This window comes from Clostridium sp. C8-1-8 (assembly GCF_009928445.1).
Taxonomy (GTDB): Bacteria; Bacillota; Clostridia; order Clostridiales; family Clostridiaceae; genus Clostridium_AR.
In genome coordinates, this window is sequence record NZ_JAABNO010000022.1 from 66,132 (window position 1) to 83,023 (window position 16,892).

Genomic DNA, 16,892 nt, shown 5'->3' on the forward strand with positions numbered 1-16,892 from the left:
AACGAATCATATAATTTTTTTGCTAATATTTATAATGTCTTGTCCGTCTTTGACTAAAGTATATCACCAGAAAAAAACTTTTTCAAGGTCTTTTATAAAGTTGTTAATAAAGTTTTTCTCTGAAGAATGAAGTAATAATAATATATGTAATCTGTAAATTTTACACTTTTTAAATTAACATTATAAACTTAGTTTAGTAATCCTATTAAAGGAATTTGCAATAATTTCAGCGTTTTTTGGTTGTTTTTAACAAATTTTCAAGTTTAATTTTGTTTTTTTATATGATATCATGAATTCAACATATATCGTTTACATTATCCGCGGAATGTAACAAATCCCTATATGTTATCCCCTTAAAAAAATTTATTAGACAAGATGCCTATTTTTTATTATTTGAGGAGGTTAATAATGAATAAAAAGCTTATTGGTATTATAGCTACTATGACCATATGCTCAACCGTTACTGCTGGTTTAACCTTAAAGTCTTCAATCCAAGCTAAAGCAACTACTGCTTCCTACACCTGGAACAACGTAAAAACTGGTGCTGGAGGAGGTTTCATACCTGGGATAATCTTCAATCAGAAACAAAAAGACCTTATATATACACGTACTGATATGGGCGGCGCTTATCGTTGGAACGCTGCAACTAGTTCCTGGACTCCCCTGCTTGACTGGATAGGTTTTGACGATTGGAATCTTACAGGCTGTGAAAGCTTAGCCACAGATTCTGTTGACCCAAATAGAGTATATATAGCTGCTGGTACTTATACAAATGACTGGGCTGGAAATGGTGCAATTCTTAGATCTACAGACAAGGGAAATACATGGCAAAAAACTGATCTTCCCTTTAAGATTGGTGGAAACATGCCAGGCCGCTCCATGGGCGAAAGACTCTCAATAGACCCTAACAATAATAAAGTGCTATATCTTGGTACTCACAATGGAAATGGCCTTTGGAGAAGTACTGACTATGGTGTTACTTGGTCAAAGGTTACAAGCTTTACTGCTACAGGTAATTATATAGATCCTTACTTCAATGACTCTATAGGCATAGTTTGGGTTACTTTTGATCCTTCTACTGGTAGTGCAGGAAATACTACTCAAACAATATATGTTGGAGTTGCTGATACAAATCAAAGTATATATAAGAGTACTGATGGTGGAGCAACCTGGCAGCCAGTAGCAAATCAACCTACAAAGACAAATCAGACAAGTTGGAAGGACTCTAAAGGAAACTCAACAGGCTATTTACCTCATCATGGAGTTATCTCTAACGGTAATCTTTATATAACTTATAGTGATACCTGTGGACCTTATGATGGAGATAAGGGAGATGTTTGGAAGTACAACACTAAGACTGGTGCGTGGACTAACATTAGTCCTGTTTTACCAAGTAGTTCAGATGACTACTTTGGATATGGTGGACTAGCTGTAGATGCAGAGCATCCTGACACAATCATGGTCACAACTCTTAACTCTTGGTGGCCTGATGCGCAGATTTATAGAAGCACAAATGGCGGTGCTACCTGGAGTCCAATATGGTCTTGGAACGGATATCCTAATAGAGATTTAAAGTACACTCAAGATATATCTGCTGCTCCATGGCTTGATTGGGGTGTTACAAAGAGCATGCCAGAGACTTCACCTAAGCTTGGCTGGATGAATGGAACCATAGCTATCGACCCATTTAATTCAGATAGAATGATGTATGGTACTGGAGCAACTATTTACGGCAGTGACAACTTAACTAACTGGGATAAGGGCTCGAAAATAAATATTTCTGTAAAAGCTTCTGGAATAGAAGAAGCTTCCGTAAACACAATAATAAGCCCACCTTCTGGTGCAAATCTTTTAAGCGGCATGGGAGACATCAGTGGCTTTAAACATGACGATTTAACTAAAGCTCCTAGTAAGATGCTATTAAATCCAAGCTTTAATACTACAAGCATGGATTTTGCCGAAAAGACACCAAACTTCATTGTTCGTACAGGTAACGTCAGTGATGACGATTATAAAAATGGCATGAAGAGTATATCCTTCTCTTATGATGGAGGAAGCAACTGGTTTACAGCTCAAAATATGAGTGGTATTACTTCAAATGCTGGTGGAACTGTGGCCGCAGCATCAGATGCAAGTGTTGTTGTGTGGAGTGCTGGAGGTACTGCCGGAAAAGTTGCCTACTCAAAGGATAATGGTAATTCATGGATTGCTTCTGTAGGTGTGCCAGCTGGAGCAAAGGTTGTTTCCGATCGTGTTAATCCAAAGAAATTCTATGCTTTCTATCAAGGAAAGTTTTATGTTAGCACAGACGCCGGTGCAAACTTTAAACTGACAGTATCTTCTGGACTTCCAACAACTGGTACAGGTAACTTTAGTGCAGTCGCTGGACACGAAGGTGATATATGGTTAACTGGAGGAAGTACTAAGGAAGGTGTTTATGGCTTATGGCACTCTACCGACTCAGGTGCAACCTTCCAAAAGGTATCTAATGTACAAGCAGCTGATGCTGTTGGATTTGGTAAAGCCGCTCCAAATCAAACTTACCCAGCTATATATACAAGTGCTAAGATAAATAATGTTAGAGGTTTTTATCGTTCTGATGATGGCGGTGCAACTTGGGTAAGGATTAACGATGATAAACATCAGTACGGAAGTACAAATATTGCTATTATTGGAGATCCAAGAATTTACGGAAGAGTTTATATTGCAACCAATGGACGTGGTGTAGTATATGGTGATATATCTACAACTAATTAAAATATAATAGTAAATAATAAGTTTTTCTTGCTCCTCTTTATATAGAGGAGCTTTCTTTCTCTTTCTTTATTAACCATTGATAGATGCTAAAGCCTACATAATATATAATTAAAAATTCTTTCTCTTTCGTATAAAAATATATTATAGATAAGGCTTTTAATTAGTATGTATATGCGACCTAAATAGGTATATATGAGAAATATTTTTATACTACATGTGGTATATATGTTATGAAATTGTTTACTCTTTTTTAATTAACAAGTTATACATCTATTAGCTCTATTTTTGTTATATAATATGTATGAAAAACTACTATACGGAGGAAACTTTATGATAATTAATCCATATTTATCAGAAGGAATTTGGCTTAAAGGAAATTTACACACTCATACATCAAATAGCCAATGCGGACATTACCCTTTACAAACGGTAATAGATATGTACAAATCATATCAGATGAAATATGACTTTCTTTCTATTACAGATCACTGCACTCTAACTAAATTGCAAGATAAAATTAGCGACGATATTATTTTATTTCAAGGGGTTGAATTTAAAATTACTCACCTTCAAACCCTAGGTATAAATATTTATGCTTACAAAGATGATGAAAGAAATTATGAAAATCATCAAGAATTATTTGATCAAGTTTCTAATAATAACGGAATAAACATAATATGTCATCCTCATGTTTATAATGATGACTATTGGCCCTTTGAAAAGCTTATTGCTTTATCAAACTACATAGGAATAGAGATTTACAATAATAATGTTAAGTTTGATAATAAAGGAAGGGCTGTAGCTACTGATTTATGGGATAAATTACTTTCCAGCGGTAAAAAAATATTTGGCTTTGCAAATGATGACATGCACATATTTCAAAGATGCGGTGGCGCTTTTAATATGGCACTTTGCTCTAGTAAAAGTCCAGAGTCTATATTAAATTCACTTAAATCTGGAAGCTTTTATGCTTCTACAGGAATTTACATAGATTCTATTAAAGCAGATAGTAAAAACATTTTTATTGAATTATCTCACAAGAATATACCTGCACAATTTTCGTTTGTTGGTAATGAAGGAAAACTTCTAAAACAATGCAGTGGAACTTCAGCATCCTACTCATTTAATGGAAATGAAAATTATGTACGAATAGAAGTAAAAAGAGAAGATGGTGCGATGGCATGGACTCAACCTTTTTGGATAGAATAGCTGCTTAGAGTAGCCTTAATGGTTGAGTAAACATATAAATTCTTATATGTTTATAAATTTATCTTTATAAGAATATAAGAATTTATCTATAATAATTAATCCCCTTAGAAATAATTCTAAGGGGATGTTTCTTTCTACCTTACAAGAGTTATATTTTCTGCTTGTGGTCCTTTTGGGCCTTGAGCAACGTCAAAAGAAACTTTTTGGCCTTCTTCAAGAGATTTATATCCTTCAGCATTTATTTGAGAAAAGTGTGCGAATACATCTTTTCCGTCATCTCCTGTAATAAATCCAAATCCCTTTTCTGGATTAAACCATTTTACTGTACCATTCATAATGTTGTACCTCCGAAATTTTATTTTTTAAACTCTCTGGAACATTTCACTAATAAAATTCCGATGTAACCAGTAACTTCTTATGGATGATAAAATACATTTTAATCCATCTTTCGTTTAACATTTTACTAGGTTACGTTGATTTCTAATTAGCTTTCAGAAGAGTTCATTAGGTAAATCCTCTGTTTTTAGTTTCATATTTAAAAAGTATTAGCTATTATTAATATTAAAACTACTAGAGAAGATATTACGTTACATTGATATTATGCCTCACTTACATAGATAATTATACATTAATTCTCAATAAATTTAACATTTTAACATATCCCTAATTTACATAATTGCCAAATCACTATTATAAAGATAAGTCCACGTTTAAAAATATTATTAAAATTATATGGCTATACAATAACAACTATGGTTCCTAACTTAGAAAAGTTATTTCTCTTTGTTCTACTTCTTTCATCAATACTTTGAACCAGTATGTAAAATCCTCTGGCCTATCTTTAATCCAAGTTTTAAGTGCTTCTATTTCAATCCACTTCACTTCTTCTACTTCTTCTTCATCGAACTCTTCCATATAATCTTCATATCTTCCTATATATACATGGTCAATTTCATTCTCCCATAATCCATTAGAAAAATGACATTTATATTGAAATACAAAACTTTCTTTAAGTTCTATTCTCTTAATTCCTAACTCTTCAAAAATTCTTCTTTTTGCTGCCTCTAATATGCTTTCATTTTCTCTTTGATGACTACAACAAGCATTTGTCCATTCTCCTGGAGAATGGTATTTTATAAGACTTCTTCTTTGTAGTAGCATTTCTTTTTTAGAATTTACAATTAACACAGAAAAGGCTCTATGTAGAATTCCTTTTTCATGAACAAACATTTTTTCTTCATATCCTACTATTTCATCTCTATCATTCACTACTGCAATCTTTTCCAAACCAAAATTTCCTCCTATTTAATTATTGTTCTATAATTTTCTAGTTCCTAAAATATCTCTTATATGTATGTACCACTTCATATTTAAATTTATATTTTCTAATTTTCCTCTTAAGCCCAGAGAATCTTTAAAATTAGCTTTAGGATTGTAATGATACATCTTTATATAGTCATCATTCTATTAAAAATCTATAATTTTATACATAATGTTAATAACCCATTGATTTATCCAGCAGCGAAAATCCACAGAGGCTATGATTTTTGAATAGCTATAAACTGAGTTTTCATAAAGCAACTGATTAGACAAACCAATTTACATTGTAGTGTTTTTAAGTTCCATATATATTTATAAATTATATGTATCATACACCTTAAAGTCAAACCTTCAAAGTACTTGTACAATAAATTTGTATCTTCTTCAGCGAGTTTTTTGAGTATCTGTCTTTTTCCGAATGTATATAAGGAAAGTCTGCCAGGCGAATAAGATTTCTTTTTTACTGTTTATATTAACTATATACTCGAAAACCTTGCTATAAATAGGTTTAGCTAGCAAAAACATTTTATACCTTCCTACGAAAAAGACAAACTTCATCATTATACTTTTGTGAGTGCTTTAGCTTTCATGAAGAATTGCTAGACAGTAAAAAAATAGGCAGCTGATATTAAATACCAACTGCCTAGACATTAATTTAATTTGCCACCTTCAATTACAAGATTATCAGGACTTACTGAGTCACCATATACTGGCTTTAAAGTATCCTCATAAGCTTTATGCACGAAGTTATCTTTTCCTATATTTTCAAGTTCCTTGTTGATCCAATCTAAAAGTTCCTTGTTTCCTTTTTTTACTGCTGGTGCTATAGTATCTTGACTTCCTAAAGTTGGTACTCCAACTGTGAATCCCTTGTTACTCTTTGCCCAAGCTAATACTTCTGTGTTATCATGAGCTAATGCAGCACCACGACCATCCTTAAGCGCTTCGAAAGTTTCTGTGTTCTGGTCATATTTTAGTAATTCTATATTTGGATAGTTCTTCATGAAATAAGCTTCTGCAGTTGTACCTTTGTTTACTATAAGCTTCTTGCCCTTTAATTGATCAACAGAAGTTATAAGTGCTCCATCTGGAGATACTATTCCAAGAGAAACCTTCATGTATGGATTAGCAAAATCTACTTTTTGCTTTCTTTCATCTGTAACTGTAAAGTTAGCCATTGTTATATCAACTTTATTTGATTCTAAAACTGAAACTCTTGCAGCTGCCTCAACTAATACAAATTCAACCTTTGACTCATCACCTAAAAGATCTTTAGCAAATCTCTTAGCTATCTCTACGTCAAACCCTTGATTCTTACCGTTAGAATCAACATATCCAAAAGGTGGTTTATCGCTGAATACACCAATTCTAATCTTACCACGCTTTTTAATATCTTCTAAAGAGCTTGAAGCTGTTGATGACTTTCCTTTATCATCTGATGTAGTAGCTTTACTGCATCCAACAAAGCTTCCTACTAATAATGTACTTGCTATAACTGCTGCTAAAACTTTTTTAATGTTTTTCATTATAAATCTTCCCCCAATTTTAATATTCAAATATATTTAGAAAGTGCTGTGCACGTTCTGTCTTTGGATTTTTAAAGAATTCTTCTGGTTCAGCAACTTCGCAAATATTACCAGAATCAATAAATACTATTTTATCAGCTACTGCACGAGCAAAGTTCATTTCATGAGTAACTATAGCCATTGTCATACCTTGCTTTGCCAGCTCTAATATAACATCTAATACTTCTCTTACCATTTCTGGATCTAAAGAAGCTGTTACTTCATCAAAGAGCATAACTTCTGGATTCATGCAAAGTGCTCTTACAATTGCGATTCTTTGCTTTTGACCACCTGAAAGCTGTCTTGGATAAGCATCCATTCTATCAAGGAGACCAACTCTACTAAGCAGTTGTTTTGCCTGCTCCAAAACCTCATTCTTATCTCTGTTTTGAACCTTAGTAGGTCCTAGAAGTATGTTTTCAATAACAGTCATATGTGGAAACAGTTCGTAATTCTGAAATACCATTCCTATTTTTTGCCTTACCTCTTGCCATTTTACATTCTTATGGGTAAGAGACATTCCTGATAACTTTATGTCTCCTCCTTGAATAGGCTCAAGTCCGTTCAAACATCTAAGAAGAGTGCTTTTTCCACAGCCTGAAGGTCCTAAAACAACTACAACTTCACCTTTATGAATATCTAAACTAACATTATTCAATACTTTTTTATTTTCATACTCTTTATATAAGCCTTTAATCTCTAGCAATACTTCATTATTCATCTTATCTATGATAATCACCCCTAATTATTCCACTTTGCTTCAAGTCTTTTTGATATCAATGAAAGAGGATAGCAGATTATAAAATATAGTATAAACACTATTCCGTATACCCAAAAAGACGCTGTTGGAACGGTAAATCTTGCATTCTCTATAATTTGTTGTCCAACTTTGACAACTTCAACTACTCCTATAAGCACAACTAGCGATGTAGTTTTTACCATTCTGGTAGCTAAGTTAATCGAACCTGGTAGTAACCTTCTCACTGCTTGTGGTATTAATATATATCTATAGAGCTGAATATAAGTTAAACCTAAGGCTTTACCAGACTCTAACTGATGCTTAGGTAACGACTCTAGTGCACCTCTAACGATATCACTCATTTCAGCAGCTCCCCACAGACTAAATACAAATATAGCCACAAATTCTCCATCTAGCTGAATGTTTAGTGCAGCAGTGACTCCAAAATGAAGTATAAATAACCATACGAGTGTAGGTATTATTCTAAAGATTTCTAAATAAAGCCTAAATATAAACCTTACTATTTTTGATTTTGTAGTTCTTAATAATCCAAATATTATTCCTAATATGGAGCCAATAACTATTGATATAAATGCAATCCTAGCGGTTACAAGTAAGCCACCTAGAAGCCTCAACATATTGTTACCATCAAAAATCGCATTAATTACCGAATTCTGCATATCTTACCTTCCTTTCAAGCCATGTCAGAAGAAGGGACAGAGGCAATAATATCACTAAGTAAGAGACCACTAACATAAATAAAGATTCAAAAGTTTGATAATAAAGTCCAATTAAATCCTTTGTTACGTTCATAAGATCCACAATTGCTATGGCACTAAAAATTGATGTTTCCTTCAAAAGAAAAATACAATTTGCTCCTATAGCTGGTACACTTACTGAAAAGGCCTGAGGAAGTATTACATACCTAGCTAATTGATATTTTGAAAGTCCTATACTTAGTCCTGACTCAATTTGACTTTTACCTACAGCTTCTATACCACCTCTAAACGCTTCTGCCATATAGCTTCCACCTAAAAAAGATAATCCTATAATTGCACAGGAAGTTTCACTTAATTTAATTCCTAACTTTGTTAAACCATAGTATAGGAAAAAAAGTTGGATTAACAATGGAGTATTTCTCGAAAGTTCAATATAAGCTCTTACAACAACATCTAATACTTTAACCTTATAGTAAAGTATTACCGAACAAATAAGTCCTATTATAATTGATGCCAATATACCCCAAAAAGCTAGCTTCACAGTAAGCCAAGCAGCTTTTTCGTATAAAGGCAAATTACTAGATATAAATTGCCAATTAATATTCATGGATATACCACCTTTAAAAACTCTGAAAATTCAAATAAATTACTATTCCTATTTGTTTTATAAGTTATTTATCCTATTATATGAACAATATGTTAAAAGTGTCAATAATGTCATAGAATGATTTTGTTAAATTTTATATCATATCATTAATTATTCGTTAATTTTTTAACGTTTATTTAGATAATTTATATTTTTTTTATCCAAATATATATATTTTTATCATTTATAAAAATGAATTTATTTTTTTCTAATTATTCATTAAGTAACTACATATCGATAGAAGTTGCTATATTCCAACCATTTTTGCATGAAATATGTTCTGTCAATTTCATTAATTACTTAATTTAAAATTTATGATAAAATATAGTCTATGGTGAAACTTTTATTTGCCTATTTCTACTTAATATAAGTTACGATTACATACTAGTAGGTGGTGTTTTTATGGCGTTTTTTAGAACTAACAAAGATGATGAGAAACAACTAAAAGCTTTTGACGGGTCTGATTTTAACAACATGGGCTCAGGAGATTTACTTCAGTTATTATTGAAAAAACTAATTCTTGAAGGCAACTATAATAAGGCTGAAAATTTAATATTTGAAGAATTGGAGAAAAACAAATCTAGAGCTATAAAGGATACAGCTATTGACTTTTATAATACTCTATTGGAAAAATCAGATGAAGACTTAACTTCTAACAACTTTTCTAGAGAAGAAGTTCTTCAAGGCTTAGAGGACATTAACTCTATGCATTTTGAGTAAAAACAAAAATTCACTAAAGAATTTTTCTTTAGTGAATTTTTTACTCACATAATTTTTCCTAATTATTATTTATTTTTATCATCTTCATCTCTATTTACAGTTTGTTTAATTAATTGATTGCTCAAAACAGCAAGGCCCGCTGAAACTATGCCCTGAAAAACTGCAAGAGCAGTAAATCCTTTTTGCAAGGAAATGGATCCAATTATTCCTATAATAATTAATATCCAAGGTATTAACCAATCTTTAACCTTAGGTGTAGACTTCAAACACATTCCAATTACATACAATGCAGCAACTAATATCATTAATTGCTCTGGAACAAACTTTTCTAAATCCATAAAAGCCCCTCCCCCTTTTACTAAATCTTATTAACTTATTTTATACATATATATAGAAGATAACATATAAATTCTTCTCATAAACTCATCTTATCATCTGATTACTAGTCCTTTAAATTCTAACAAAGTACTTAACAAAACTTATCTTAGAAATATACTAACATATATTTACATTCAAGACAATATAAACCACACCATATTTATATTGTGACATTTCTTTTGTGGGTTAAGATGTGCAAAATTTACATTTTACAATCCTCCAGTAAAAAATTACACTAACTTCAAAATTAGATTTCATCTGGAAGACACCTTCAATATCTTGAAACTGCTTTTCCGTATATAGGTACGTTGTTAATGATGTATCATATAATACATTATAAAATTATAAGATAAAAAGTTGCTGTTTAAATGACAACTTTGCGAAAGTTGTCATTTAAAAGACAACTTTCTAATCCTTAATGCTTTTACAATATCTAAAGGAGGAACTATGAATTATATAACTTTAATATTTGATATAAAAGATTCTAGAAATATAGAAAATAGAGATGAACTACAAAGCATATTGATTAACTCTATAAAAACTTGTAATGAACTATTTGCTAGTATAATAGCCTCTCCTTTTATAATAACCTTAGGAGATGAGTGGGAGGGGTTATTAATCGGAGATTCAGATTATAGTAAAATAATCAACTTTTTTCGCGATGCTTTACCTGAAAATATTAATTTTTATACTGGTGTAGGAATTGGATCAATATCTATTCATAATTTTGAACTTACAGTTAATCAACTTGATGGTCCATCTTTTCACCTTGCGAGAAAAGCAGTTAAATATGCAAAAAAGAATAAATGCTCTGTAAGTATATTAATAAGCTGATTACTTCAAGAATAAACTTTTAACTATAACGCCACCTGTTAAAGCAGACATAAAGCTTATAAAGGTACCAATTATAAAATACTCAGCAAAGCTGTCATTAGATAATTTCTTAAGGCGAGCTACAGACTTTGCAGTAAGTACAAATCCAATCATGGCAGGATAATTAATAACAATACTAATTAAAATCAGAATTCTTTCTAATATGCCAATAATAAATCCACCATTCTTTGCTTCAGAAAGTGCTATTTTAATTATATTGCCATTTTCATCAATTATATTCTTACCTAGGCCGTCATCGGTGACCAGATTATTTTTATTGCCAATTATATAATTCACAAAAATTTTTATAAATATTCCTACTGCCCAAGTACAAACAAAAAACACCATTACAGTAATCAAAAGTTTTTCAGTGAGTGTAAATCCATTGGGATAATTTATGAGCTTATACTTCAACACATTTATTAGCATTAAAAACCTGAAATTATAAATAATCGCGCTAATAGAGACAATATGAAACACCTGATCTAATAGGAATATCCATACGTTATTTTTACTGCTTGTCCTAAACAAGTAAATTATAGATTTTGTTTCATCAATTACAAAATGAATCACGCATATTAGTACCACCATCCAAAATGATATATATATTGGATTATTTTTTAAATACTGTAAAATGCCTAAGATTGTATATAAACCTATCAAATGCAAAAAGGTATGAATCAAGTTACCTTTTATAGTCTTCAATAATATGTTTTTACGAAAAATATCTCTTCCATCTTCTTTGCAGAAAGGAAATCTATCATTACGGATAAACTCGAATTGTAATACAAAATCAAAAATAATATGACTTAATAGGGTTACTAGTAGTAACTCAATATTCATAACAAAATACTCCTTATTTAAAACTCATTATTATTTTAGAGCTGCTACATACTGATCTAGAAGGCTTTCTATAACTTCCTTGTTATGGATACTTAAAAAATAATTAGAAGCTGCTAACTTTCTAGATATACTTGATCTAGTGTAACTAGGATAAGCTTTTTCAATTTCAGAATATGAACCGAAGGTTTCGTAAAGATTAATTATGTGTTTTTGCTTATCAGTAATATTATTTTCAATCATTTCATTATTTTGAATCAATGTATTTACAAGCTCTAAAAACACTAAACAATCCTCTTCAGCCGTTACTGCAGCCTCTAATTGTCCTATAGAATACTCATTATAAGTTTCACTTTGAACTCTATTGCTAGTAGTGGACGGTCCATTTATTATAACTTTACAATCTTTTGTATAAAGTTGCTTGTTGTAAAATGTATTAGTTGCCTTTGCAGATATCAAGGCATTTCTAGCATAAATGAATGCTTCACCATCCATTTCTCTTGTATCATTAGATTCTTCAGTGCTAATTTTTCCTATACCTATTCCACAATAAACTTCAATATTGTATTTTAAAAGGAAGTTTTTTATAAGTAAGAAAATGTCATAACTTCTTTTCACATCTCTTAATACTAGCTGCCATTCATCCCCTAAAGTGAAAGTTATAGGAGATACAAATATATTTTGATAATCCTCATACAAAGTAATGAAGTAATTTTTTAATTCTTCTTGAATTTTCACTCTGTTAGTAAGCTCTCTGGATCCTACAATATCCATATTTATTACACTATATATAGACATACATAAAAAACCCCTTCCTATTGCTGCACATTCTCTAGTTATAATTATACCTAATTTTACCTATAGTAAACAATAATTAAGTTTATCATTTATTATATAATTACCTTTTGTAGAGTTTCCAGCTCAACTTTTTGTTTACACATGTATGATACTAGCAAAAAGCAGTGATTACCAAGCAAGTATAAATTAAATCTCCATATGTGAATCCTAAATCTGATTTCAATATTCTTATAGGTTCAGATAGGATATTTGATAATACAAATTTTAGTATGAAGTGGTAACTCTATTGATTTATCTATTTTACTTTGAACTTGTATATCATTGCTCAACAAATTTGCCTTTTTTAGGAACTACCTCTTCATCAAAATTTTTCACCATTTCCTCTAAATAGGGCTCAATCTCCTTTTTACTCATTGTGCTACCATGACTTGGTACTATAATCTCCGGCTTTAAATTAGCTAATACTTTCACTGAATTTTTAGCATTTTCCCAGTCAGTAGTCAAATAAGCAGGAGGCCCACTAACATCTTTATTTTGTGTAAGAACTGAACTTAAGGATTCTTGCTTCAATGTTGTGAAGGCATCTCCAACTATTAGTGCTCTATCTCTTTGTCTAAACAGGGATATATGTCCAGGTGTATGCCCAGGGGTGTGCACCCACCTCCACTCTGGAAGATTGGGTACACTACCGTCTTCAGGTAACATCTTAACCTTATCACCTAAATCAATTGCTTCATTAGGAAAATATTGAGACATCTTTGCAACAAGACCTTCATCCACAGATGGATCTCCTTTCGGATAATCTTCCTTTCCAGTAAGAAATGGCATCTCAAGTTTGTGAGCATAAACATCCACTTGCCATAATTCACTTAGGTATATAACAGATCCAATATGATCAAAATGTCCATGTGTCAAAATAATACATTTGGGTTTATTGCCTTTTCCATAATACTTCTCTGCTATTTCTATTATTTCTTTACCAGAGCTTTCTAGTCCTGTATCTATAAGCACCCACTCCTTGTTAATACTATTAACATTACCTATCAAAACTGCATTCACTATCTTAAATCTAGCAACTATAATATCTTCCGTAACTTGATCGCAGGAAGAACTTAAATCAGCTACTTTATTTAAAATTTCAGTTATCATCTTTTCCCCTCCTATACTTAAGCAAAATTAGAGTATATTATAACTTTTGTTATTTTAACTTTAATGACTTATTTTAATTCTAATATTATGTTATATATGCTCCAAATTTATAAATTCCACAAAACCGCAAGAGGCATTTATTTTCCGAGATTTATAAATTAATAGTTAAAGTTAGTACACTATACATCTTTTAGGCTTTTTCACCTCGTAACAAAAATACACCTAAATACTAAAAAGCATTTAGGTGCATTACTTTTTTTGTTCATATAACTTCCAGAATGTAAATTAAGAAAATCTAACATAGATTTAAACTTTGCTTTTCTGAGTATTGTCAAAAGCTATCTAAATCCATTGAAACCACTAGTTTTAACATCGTAAAAATCTTATACTTTTTTATAAAGTAGAAATACTGCTTCCACAATAGCAAGTACTTTGTTCTCTCCAGTTTCAATAGGTGTAGTTGCTAAAGTAGCTTTAAAGGTAGGACCGCTGGTACTCATGCTCATATCACTGGTTTGTTCTACTATCTTTATAGGTATTATATCCACTTTTACCCCCAACTTTGAGGCAATAGTGATAGCTTTACTCTGTGCATCTTCAACTGCAAGCTTAAGAGCCTCTGAATAAAAAAGTGATGAGTCCTTTATGGTAAAGCTTATGTTCCCAACATTATTTACACCTTGTTCTACTGCAGCATCTATTATCATACCTATGTTATTAATGTCTCTAATTGTCACTCTAATTAAATTTCTTACCTCATATCCTCTAAATACCTGTTTTCCATCTACGTAGTCATATTTGCTATTAATTGTATAGCCTTCAGTTTTTAAATCCTTATTAAGAACCCCTAAGTTCTTTAAAGTTTCTATAACCTGTGCAGTTATAGTAGAATTCTCTTTTTGAGCAATTTGTACTTTGTCGTTTTCTGTAATTACCCCAAGTACAATTTCTGCAGTGTCAGGCATTACTTTTATTACTCCAGTGCCTGTCACCTTTAAGATATTGTTAAATACTCCTATGTCGTCAATTCCATTTACATAATTATACCTACTAGAAAAAACACCACCATACCCTTCAGGATACATATCCTCACCTTCAAGAATTATTTAAAAGATACTTTCATAAAATATCTCTACTAATCTTTTTATACTATGCATGAAGGAAATAAATGTTTCACTTTAGTTAAAACTCTTCAACTTTAAGCAAAAAAGAGATATGGAATAATTTATCGCTTTTTAATGATAAAGCAGCTTATTATAGACATCACTGATGCTATGAAAGCTATAGCTTCAAAAGAAGTCTTTAAAGAATACAAGTCACCCATTTTACCAATAACCGGGAATATTATTATCATATAAAAGCTAAATATCATGCTTCCCATTGATAAGATCGTTGCCCTTTTGTCAGAAGGTATCACTTTATTTATATAGTCACCTACAGCAACAAACACTAGTGATTCCAAGGCGCTAATGATCATAAAGAATATATAGTAGTATTTGCTAAGGGCTGCTCCCCATATAGCTATAGAAATCATTATAGGAATAACTAGTATTATCCCAACTTCCCCGATCTTTTTTTCTATTCTATATGCATTAGCTCCCACTATAGCTGCTCCAAGAGAAGACATTGCTAGTATTATTCCTATTTTACCTTGTGACATTCCATTGCCCAGCAGGTAGTTCTGAAAATAGAAGAAAATGCTAGTGTTAAACATTGAAATAGCTTCCATAAATATTATCAAGAAAGCAATTCTTTTAGTGCTAATAATTATTTTAAAACTCTCAATTACCTGTTCTTTAATTATTTTAATACTCTTATGCCCTTTTTCTATATCTATTTCCGGCTCAGTAAAAGAAAAGCAATGAACTATATTAATTGCAGTTACAACAATTGTCGCCATATAAGCATAACTATAGTCATACTTAGATAGTAATCCCCCTATAATCAATCCTCCCGTACTAGCTATCTGCATTATTAATTCATTGATTCCTGATATCTTCATGTAGCTATTTTCTTCCTTAATCTCTTTTAAGGAATCGTAGACTAAGGCATCCCCTGCTCCTGATTCTAAATTATAAGAAATAGCCGATATAACAAAACCAATAGAAAAGCCTAAAAAATTGTTGGCAAATATCATAATCACTGATGACACAAGTGATAATACACGTCCACATATTCTGCTTATCTTTCTCCCCCATATATCTGCCACTGCCCCTGTAGGTATTTCCATAAAAAAGGATGTTACATGAAAAATCCCTTCTATAAGTCCAAGCTCCGTCAAGGATAAACCCTTTGAAGCTAGATATATCATCCAGATTCCATTAGTAAAAGTGAATTCAGTAAAAAACGTAAATATATAATTCTTTGTTATATTTTTTCTTAATTTATTTTTATAATTCATATCAAGTTCTCCTAATCAAATTATTATTTTGTAAGTTTTTTTAATGCACTACATCATTAAAAGTCATTTAGTTCTAATAGCTCGCCATATGTCAACCCTTGAAAAAACGCTGAATTTTAGAAGTCTTCTTAAACTTTTATCCCAATAAAAACAAAAAAATCCTTTCGCAACAGACTGCCAAAGGATTTTTTCAAATTTAATCTATAAATAATCAAGTAAACCAATATAAAAATATTGATTTAAATATATAAAAATCCCAGGCAAGTCATCTAGCCTGGGTAAAGTTTCATTTTATATTAACAAGGCAAGATATCACATTCCTTTTAGAATTATATTTAATTTTGGGCAGACTTGTCCCTTGGACCCAAAATTAACATGTGTAATACCAGATAAAGACATAGGTAATCTATCTAGAATTGCATTTTCTAAAAAGAAATATTTCATATCCTTCACCTCCGTTTATACTAAATCTCTTATATATTAGCACATTTCTATAATTTAGTAAATATAGGTTTATATACTCCTTTACTTTTGTTAATATAAACTCATTTCTTCATTAAACTCGAAAATAAAAAATAGATTATGTCGCCTGCCAGTATTTCTTCACATTCGTTCAGAAAAGGCAGATGCGCAAAAAATTCGCTAAAGAAGAACGCTTTAGCGTTTTTATTTTGAGAAACTATATTATTTATGTACTCATTTACTTTTGTTAATATAAACTCATTTCTTCATTAAACTCGAAAATAAAAAATAGATTATGTCGCCTGCCAGTATTTCT

16 protein-coding genes are annotated in these 16,892 nt (G+C 31.2%); 4 read left to right on the forward strand and 12 right to left on the reverse strand.

Annotated elements, in window-relative coordinates; genetic code table 11:
• Positions 1 to 408: 408 nt before the first annotated feature.
• Together GXK57_RS19135 and GXK57_RS19140 are read left to right on the forward strand one after the other, a co-directional pair.
• Positions 409 to 2,757, forward strand: coding sequence for a sialidase family protein (locus tag GXK57_RS19135; RefSeq protein WP_160679414.1), 2,349 nt, complete (start codon positions 409 to 411; stop codon positions 2,755 to 2,757).
• Between the two features lie 330 nt (positions 2,758 to 3,087).
• The gene (locus GXK57_RS19140; protein WP_160679416.1) at positions 3,088 to 3,966 is read left to right on the forward strand and encodes a hypothetical protein; all 879 of its coding nucleotides are present in this window, start codon (positions 3,088 to 3,090) and stop codon (positions 3,964 to 3,966) included.
• A gap of 134 nt (positions 3,967 to 4,100) precedes the next feature.
• On the opposite strand, the gene GXK57_RS19145 is transcribed toward GXK57_RS19140, so the two are convergent.
• The 6 genes from GXK57_RS19145 to GXK57_RS19170 form a co-directional block, all read right to left on the reverse strand.
• Positions 4,101 to 4,301 carry a cold-shock protein gene (locus GXK57_RS19145; protein WP_128213817.1) on the reverse strand — a complete coding sequence of 67 codons (201 nt, stop codon included), beginning with the start codon at positions 4,299 to 4,301 and terminating at the stop codon, positions 4,101 to 4,103.
• A 424-nt stretch (positions 4,302 to 4,725) separates the two neighbouring features.
• Entirely contained in the window at positions 4,726 to 5,253 is a 528-nt protein-coding gene (gene idi / locus GXK57_RS19150; protein ID WP_160679418.1) for an isopentenyl-diphosphate Delta-isomerase, read from the reverse strand.
• A gap of 683 nt (positions 5,254 to 5,936) precedes the next feature.
• Positions 5,937 to 6,812 carry a cysteine ABC transporter substrate-binding protein gene (locus tag GXK57_RS19155; protein WP_160679420.1) on the reverse strand — a complete coding sequence of 292 codons (876 nt, stop codon included), beginning with the start codon at positions 6,810 to 6,812 and terminating at the stop codon, positions 5,937 to 5,939.
• 19 nt (positions 6,813 to 6,831) lie between these two features.
• Positions 6,832 to 7,572 (reverse strand): amino acid ABC transporter ATP-binding protein, encoded by a 741-nt coding sequence (locus GXK57_RS19160; RefSeq protein ID WP_279285518.1) that lies wholly within the window; start codon positions 7,570 to 7,572, stop codon positions 6,832 to 6,834.
• Positions 7,573 to 7,592: 20 nt separating this feature from the next.
• Positions 7,593 to 8,270 carry an amino acid ABC transporter permease gene (locus GXK57_RS19165; RefSeq protein WP_160679422.1) on the reverse strand — a complete coding sequence of 226 codons (678 nt, stop codon included), beginning with the start codon at positions 8,268 to 8,270 and terminating at the stop codon, positions 7,593 to 7,595.
• Positions 8,251 to 8,916: an amino acid ABC transporter permease gene (locus GXK57_RS19170; RefSeq protein ID WP_160679424.1), complete on the reverse strand. Its 666-nt coding sequence runs from the start codon at positions 8,914 to 8,916 to the stop codon at positions 8,251 to 8,253. The genes GXK57_RS19165 and GXK57_RS19170 overlap by 20 nt, the downstream gene beginning before the upstream one ends.
• 441 nt (positions 8,917 to 9,357) lie before the next feature.
• On the opposite strand from GXK57_RS19170, the gene GXK57_RS19175 reads away from it, so the two are divergent.
• Positions 9,358 to 9,675, forward strand: coding sequence for a DUF6483 family protein (locus GXK57_RS19175; RefSeq protein WP_160679426.1), 318 nt, complete (start codon positions 9,358 to 9,360; stop codon positions 9,673 to 9,675).
• A gap of 65 nt (positions 9,676 to 9,740) precedes the next feature.
• On the opposite strand, the gene GXK57_RS19180 is transcribed toward GXK57_RS19175, so the two are convergent.
• On the reverse strand, positions 9,741 to 10,013 hold the full coding sequence (locus GXK57_RS19180; protein WP_160679428.1) for a phage holin family protein: 273 nt from the start codon (positions 10,011 to 10,013) through the stop codon (positions 9,741 to 9,743).
• A 487-nt stretch (positions 10,014 to 10,500) separates the two neighbouring features.
• Between GXK57_RS19180 and GXK57_RS19185 the strand changes: the two genes are divergently transcribed.
• The gene (locus GXK57_RS19185) at positions 10,501 to 10,887 is read left to right on the forward strand and encodes a SatD family protein (RefSeq protein WP_160679430.1); all 387 of its coding nucleotides are present in this window, start codon (positions 10,501 to 10,503) and stop codon (positions 10,885 to 10,887) included.
• Here GXK57_RS19185 and GXK57_RS19190 read toward each other — a convergent pair whose 3' ends face one another.
• From GXK57_RS19190 to GXK57_RS19210, 5 genes are all read right to left on the reverse strand, one after another.
• On the reverse strand, positions 10,888 to 11,769 hold the full coding sequence (locus GXK57_RS19190) for a DUF3307 domain-containing protein (protein ID WP_160679432.1): 882 nt from the start codon (positions 11,767 to 11,769) through the stop codon (positions 10,888 to 10,890).
• A 30-nt stretch (positions 11,770 to 11,799) separates the two neighbouring features.
• Complete coding sequence (locus GXK57_RS19195) at positions 11,800 to 12,564, reverse strand: SatD family protein (RefSeq protein ID WP_160679434.1); 765 nt, start codon at positions 12,562 to 12,564, stop codon at positions 11,800 to 11,802.
• Positions 12,565 to 12,882: 318 nt separating this feature from the next.
• On the reverse strand, positions 12,883 to 13,713 hold the full coding sequence (locus tag GXK57_RS19200) for an MBL fold metallo-hydrolase (RefSeq protein ID WP_160679436.1): 831 nt from the start codon (positions 13,711 to 13,713) through the stop codon (positions 12,883 to 12,885).
• 383 nt (positions 13,714 to 14,096) lie between these two features.
• Positions 14,097 to 14,798: an SIMPL domain-containing protein gene (locus GXK57_RS19205; RefSeq protein ID WP_160679438.1), complete on the reverse strand. Its 702-nt coding sequence runs from the start codon at positions 14,796 to 14,798 to the stop codon at positions 14,097 to 14,099.
• 140 nt (positions 14,799 to 14,938) lie between these two features.
• Positions 14,939 to 16,114: an MFS transporter gene (locus tag GXK57_RS19210; RefSeq protein ID WP_160679440.1), complete on the reverse strand. Its 1,176-nt coding sequence runs from the start codon at positions 16,112 to 16,114 to the stop codon at positions 14,939 to 14,941.
• Positions 16,115 to 16,892 lie beyond the last annotated feature (778 nt).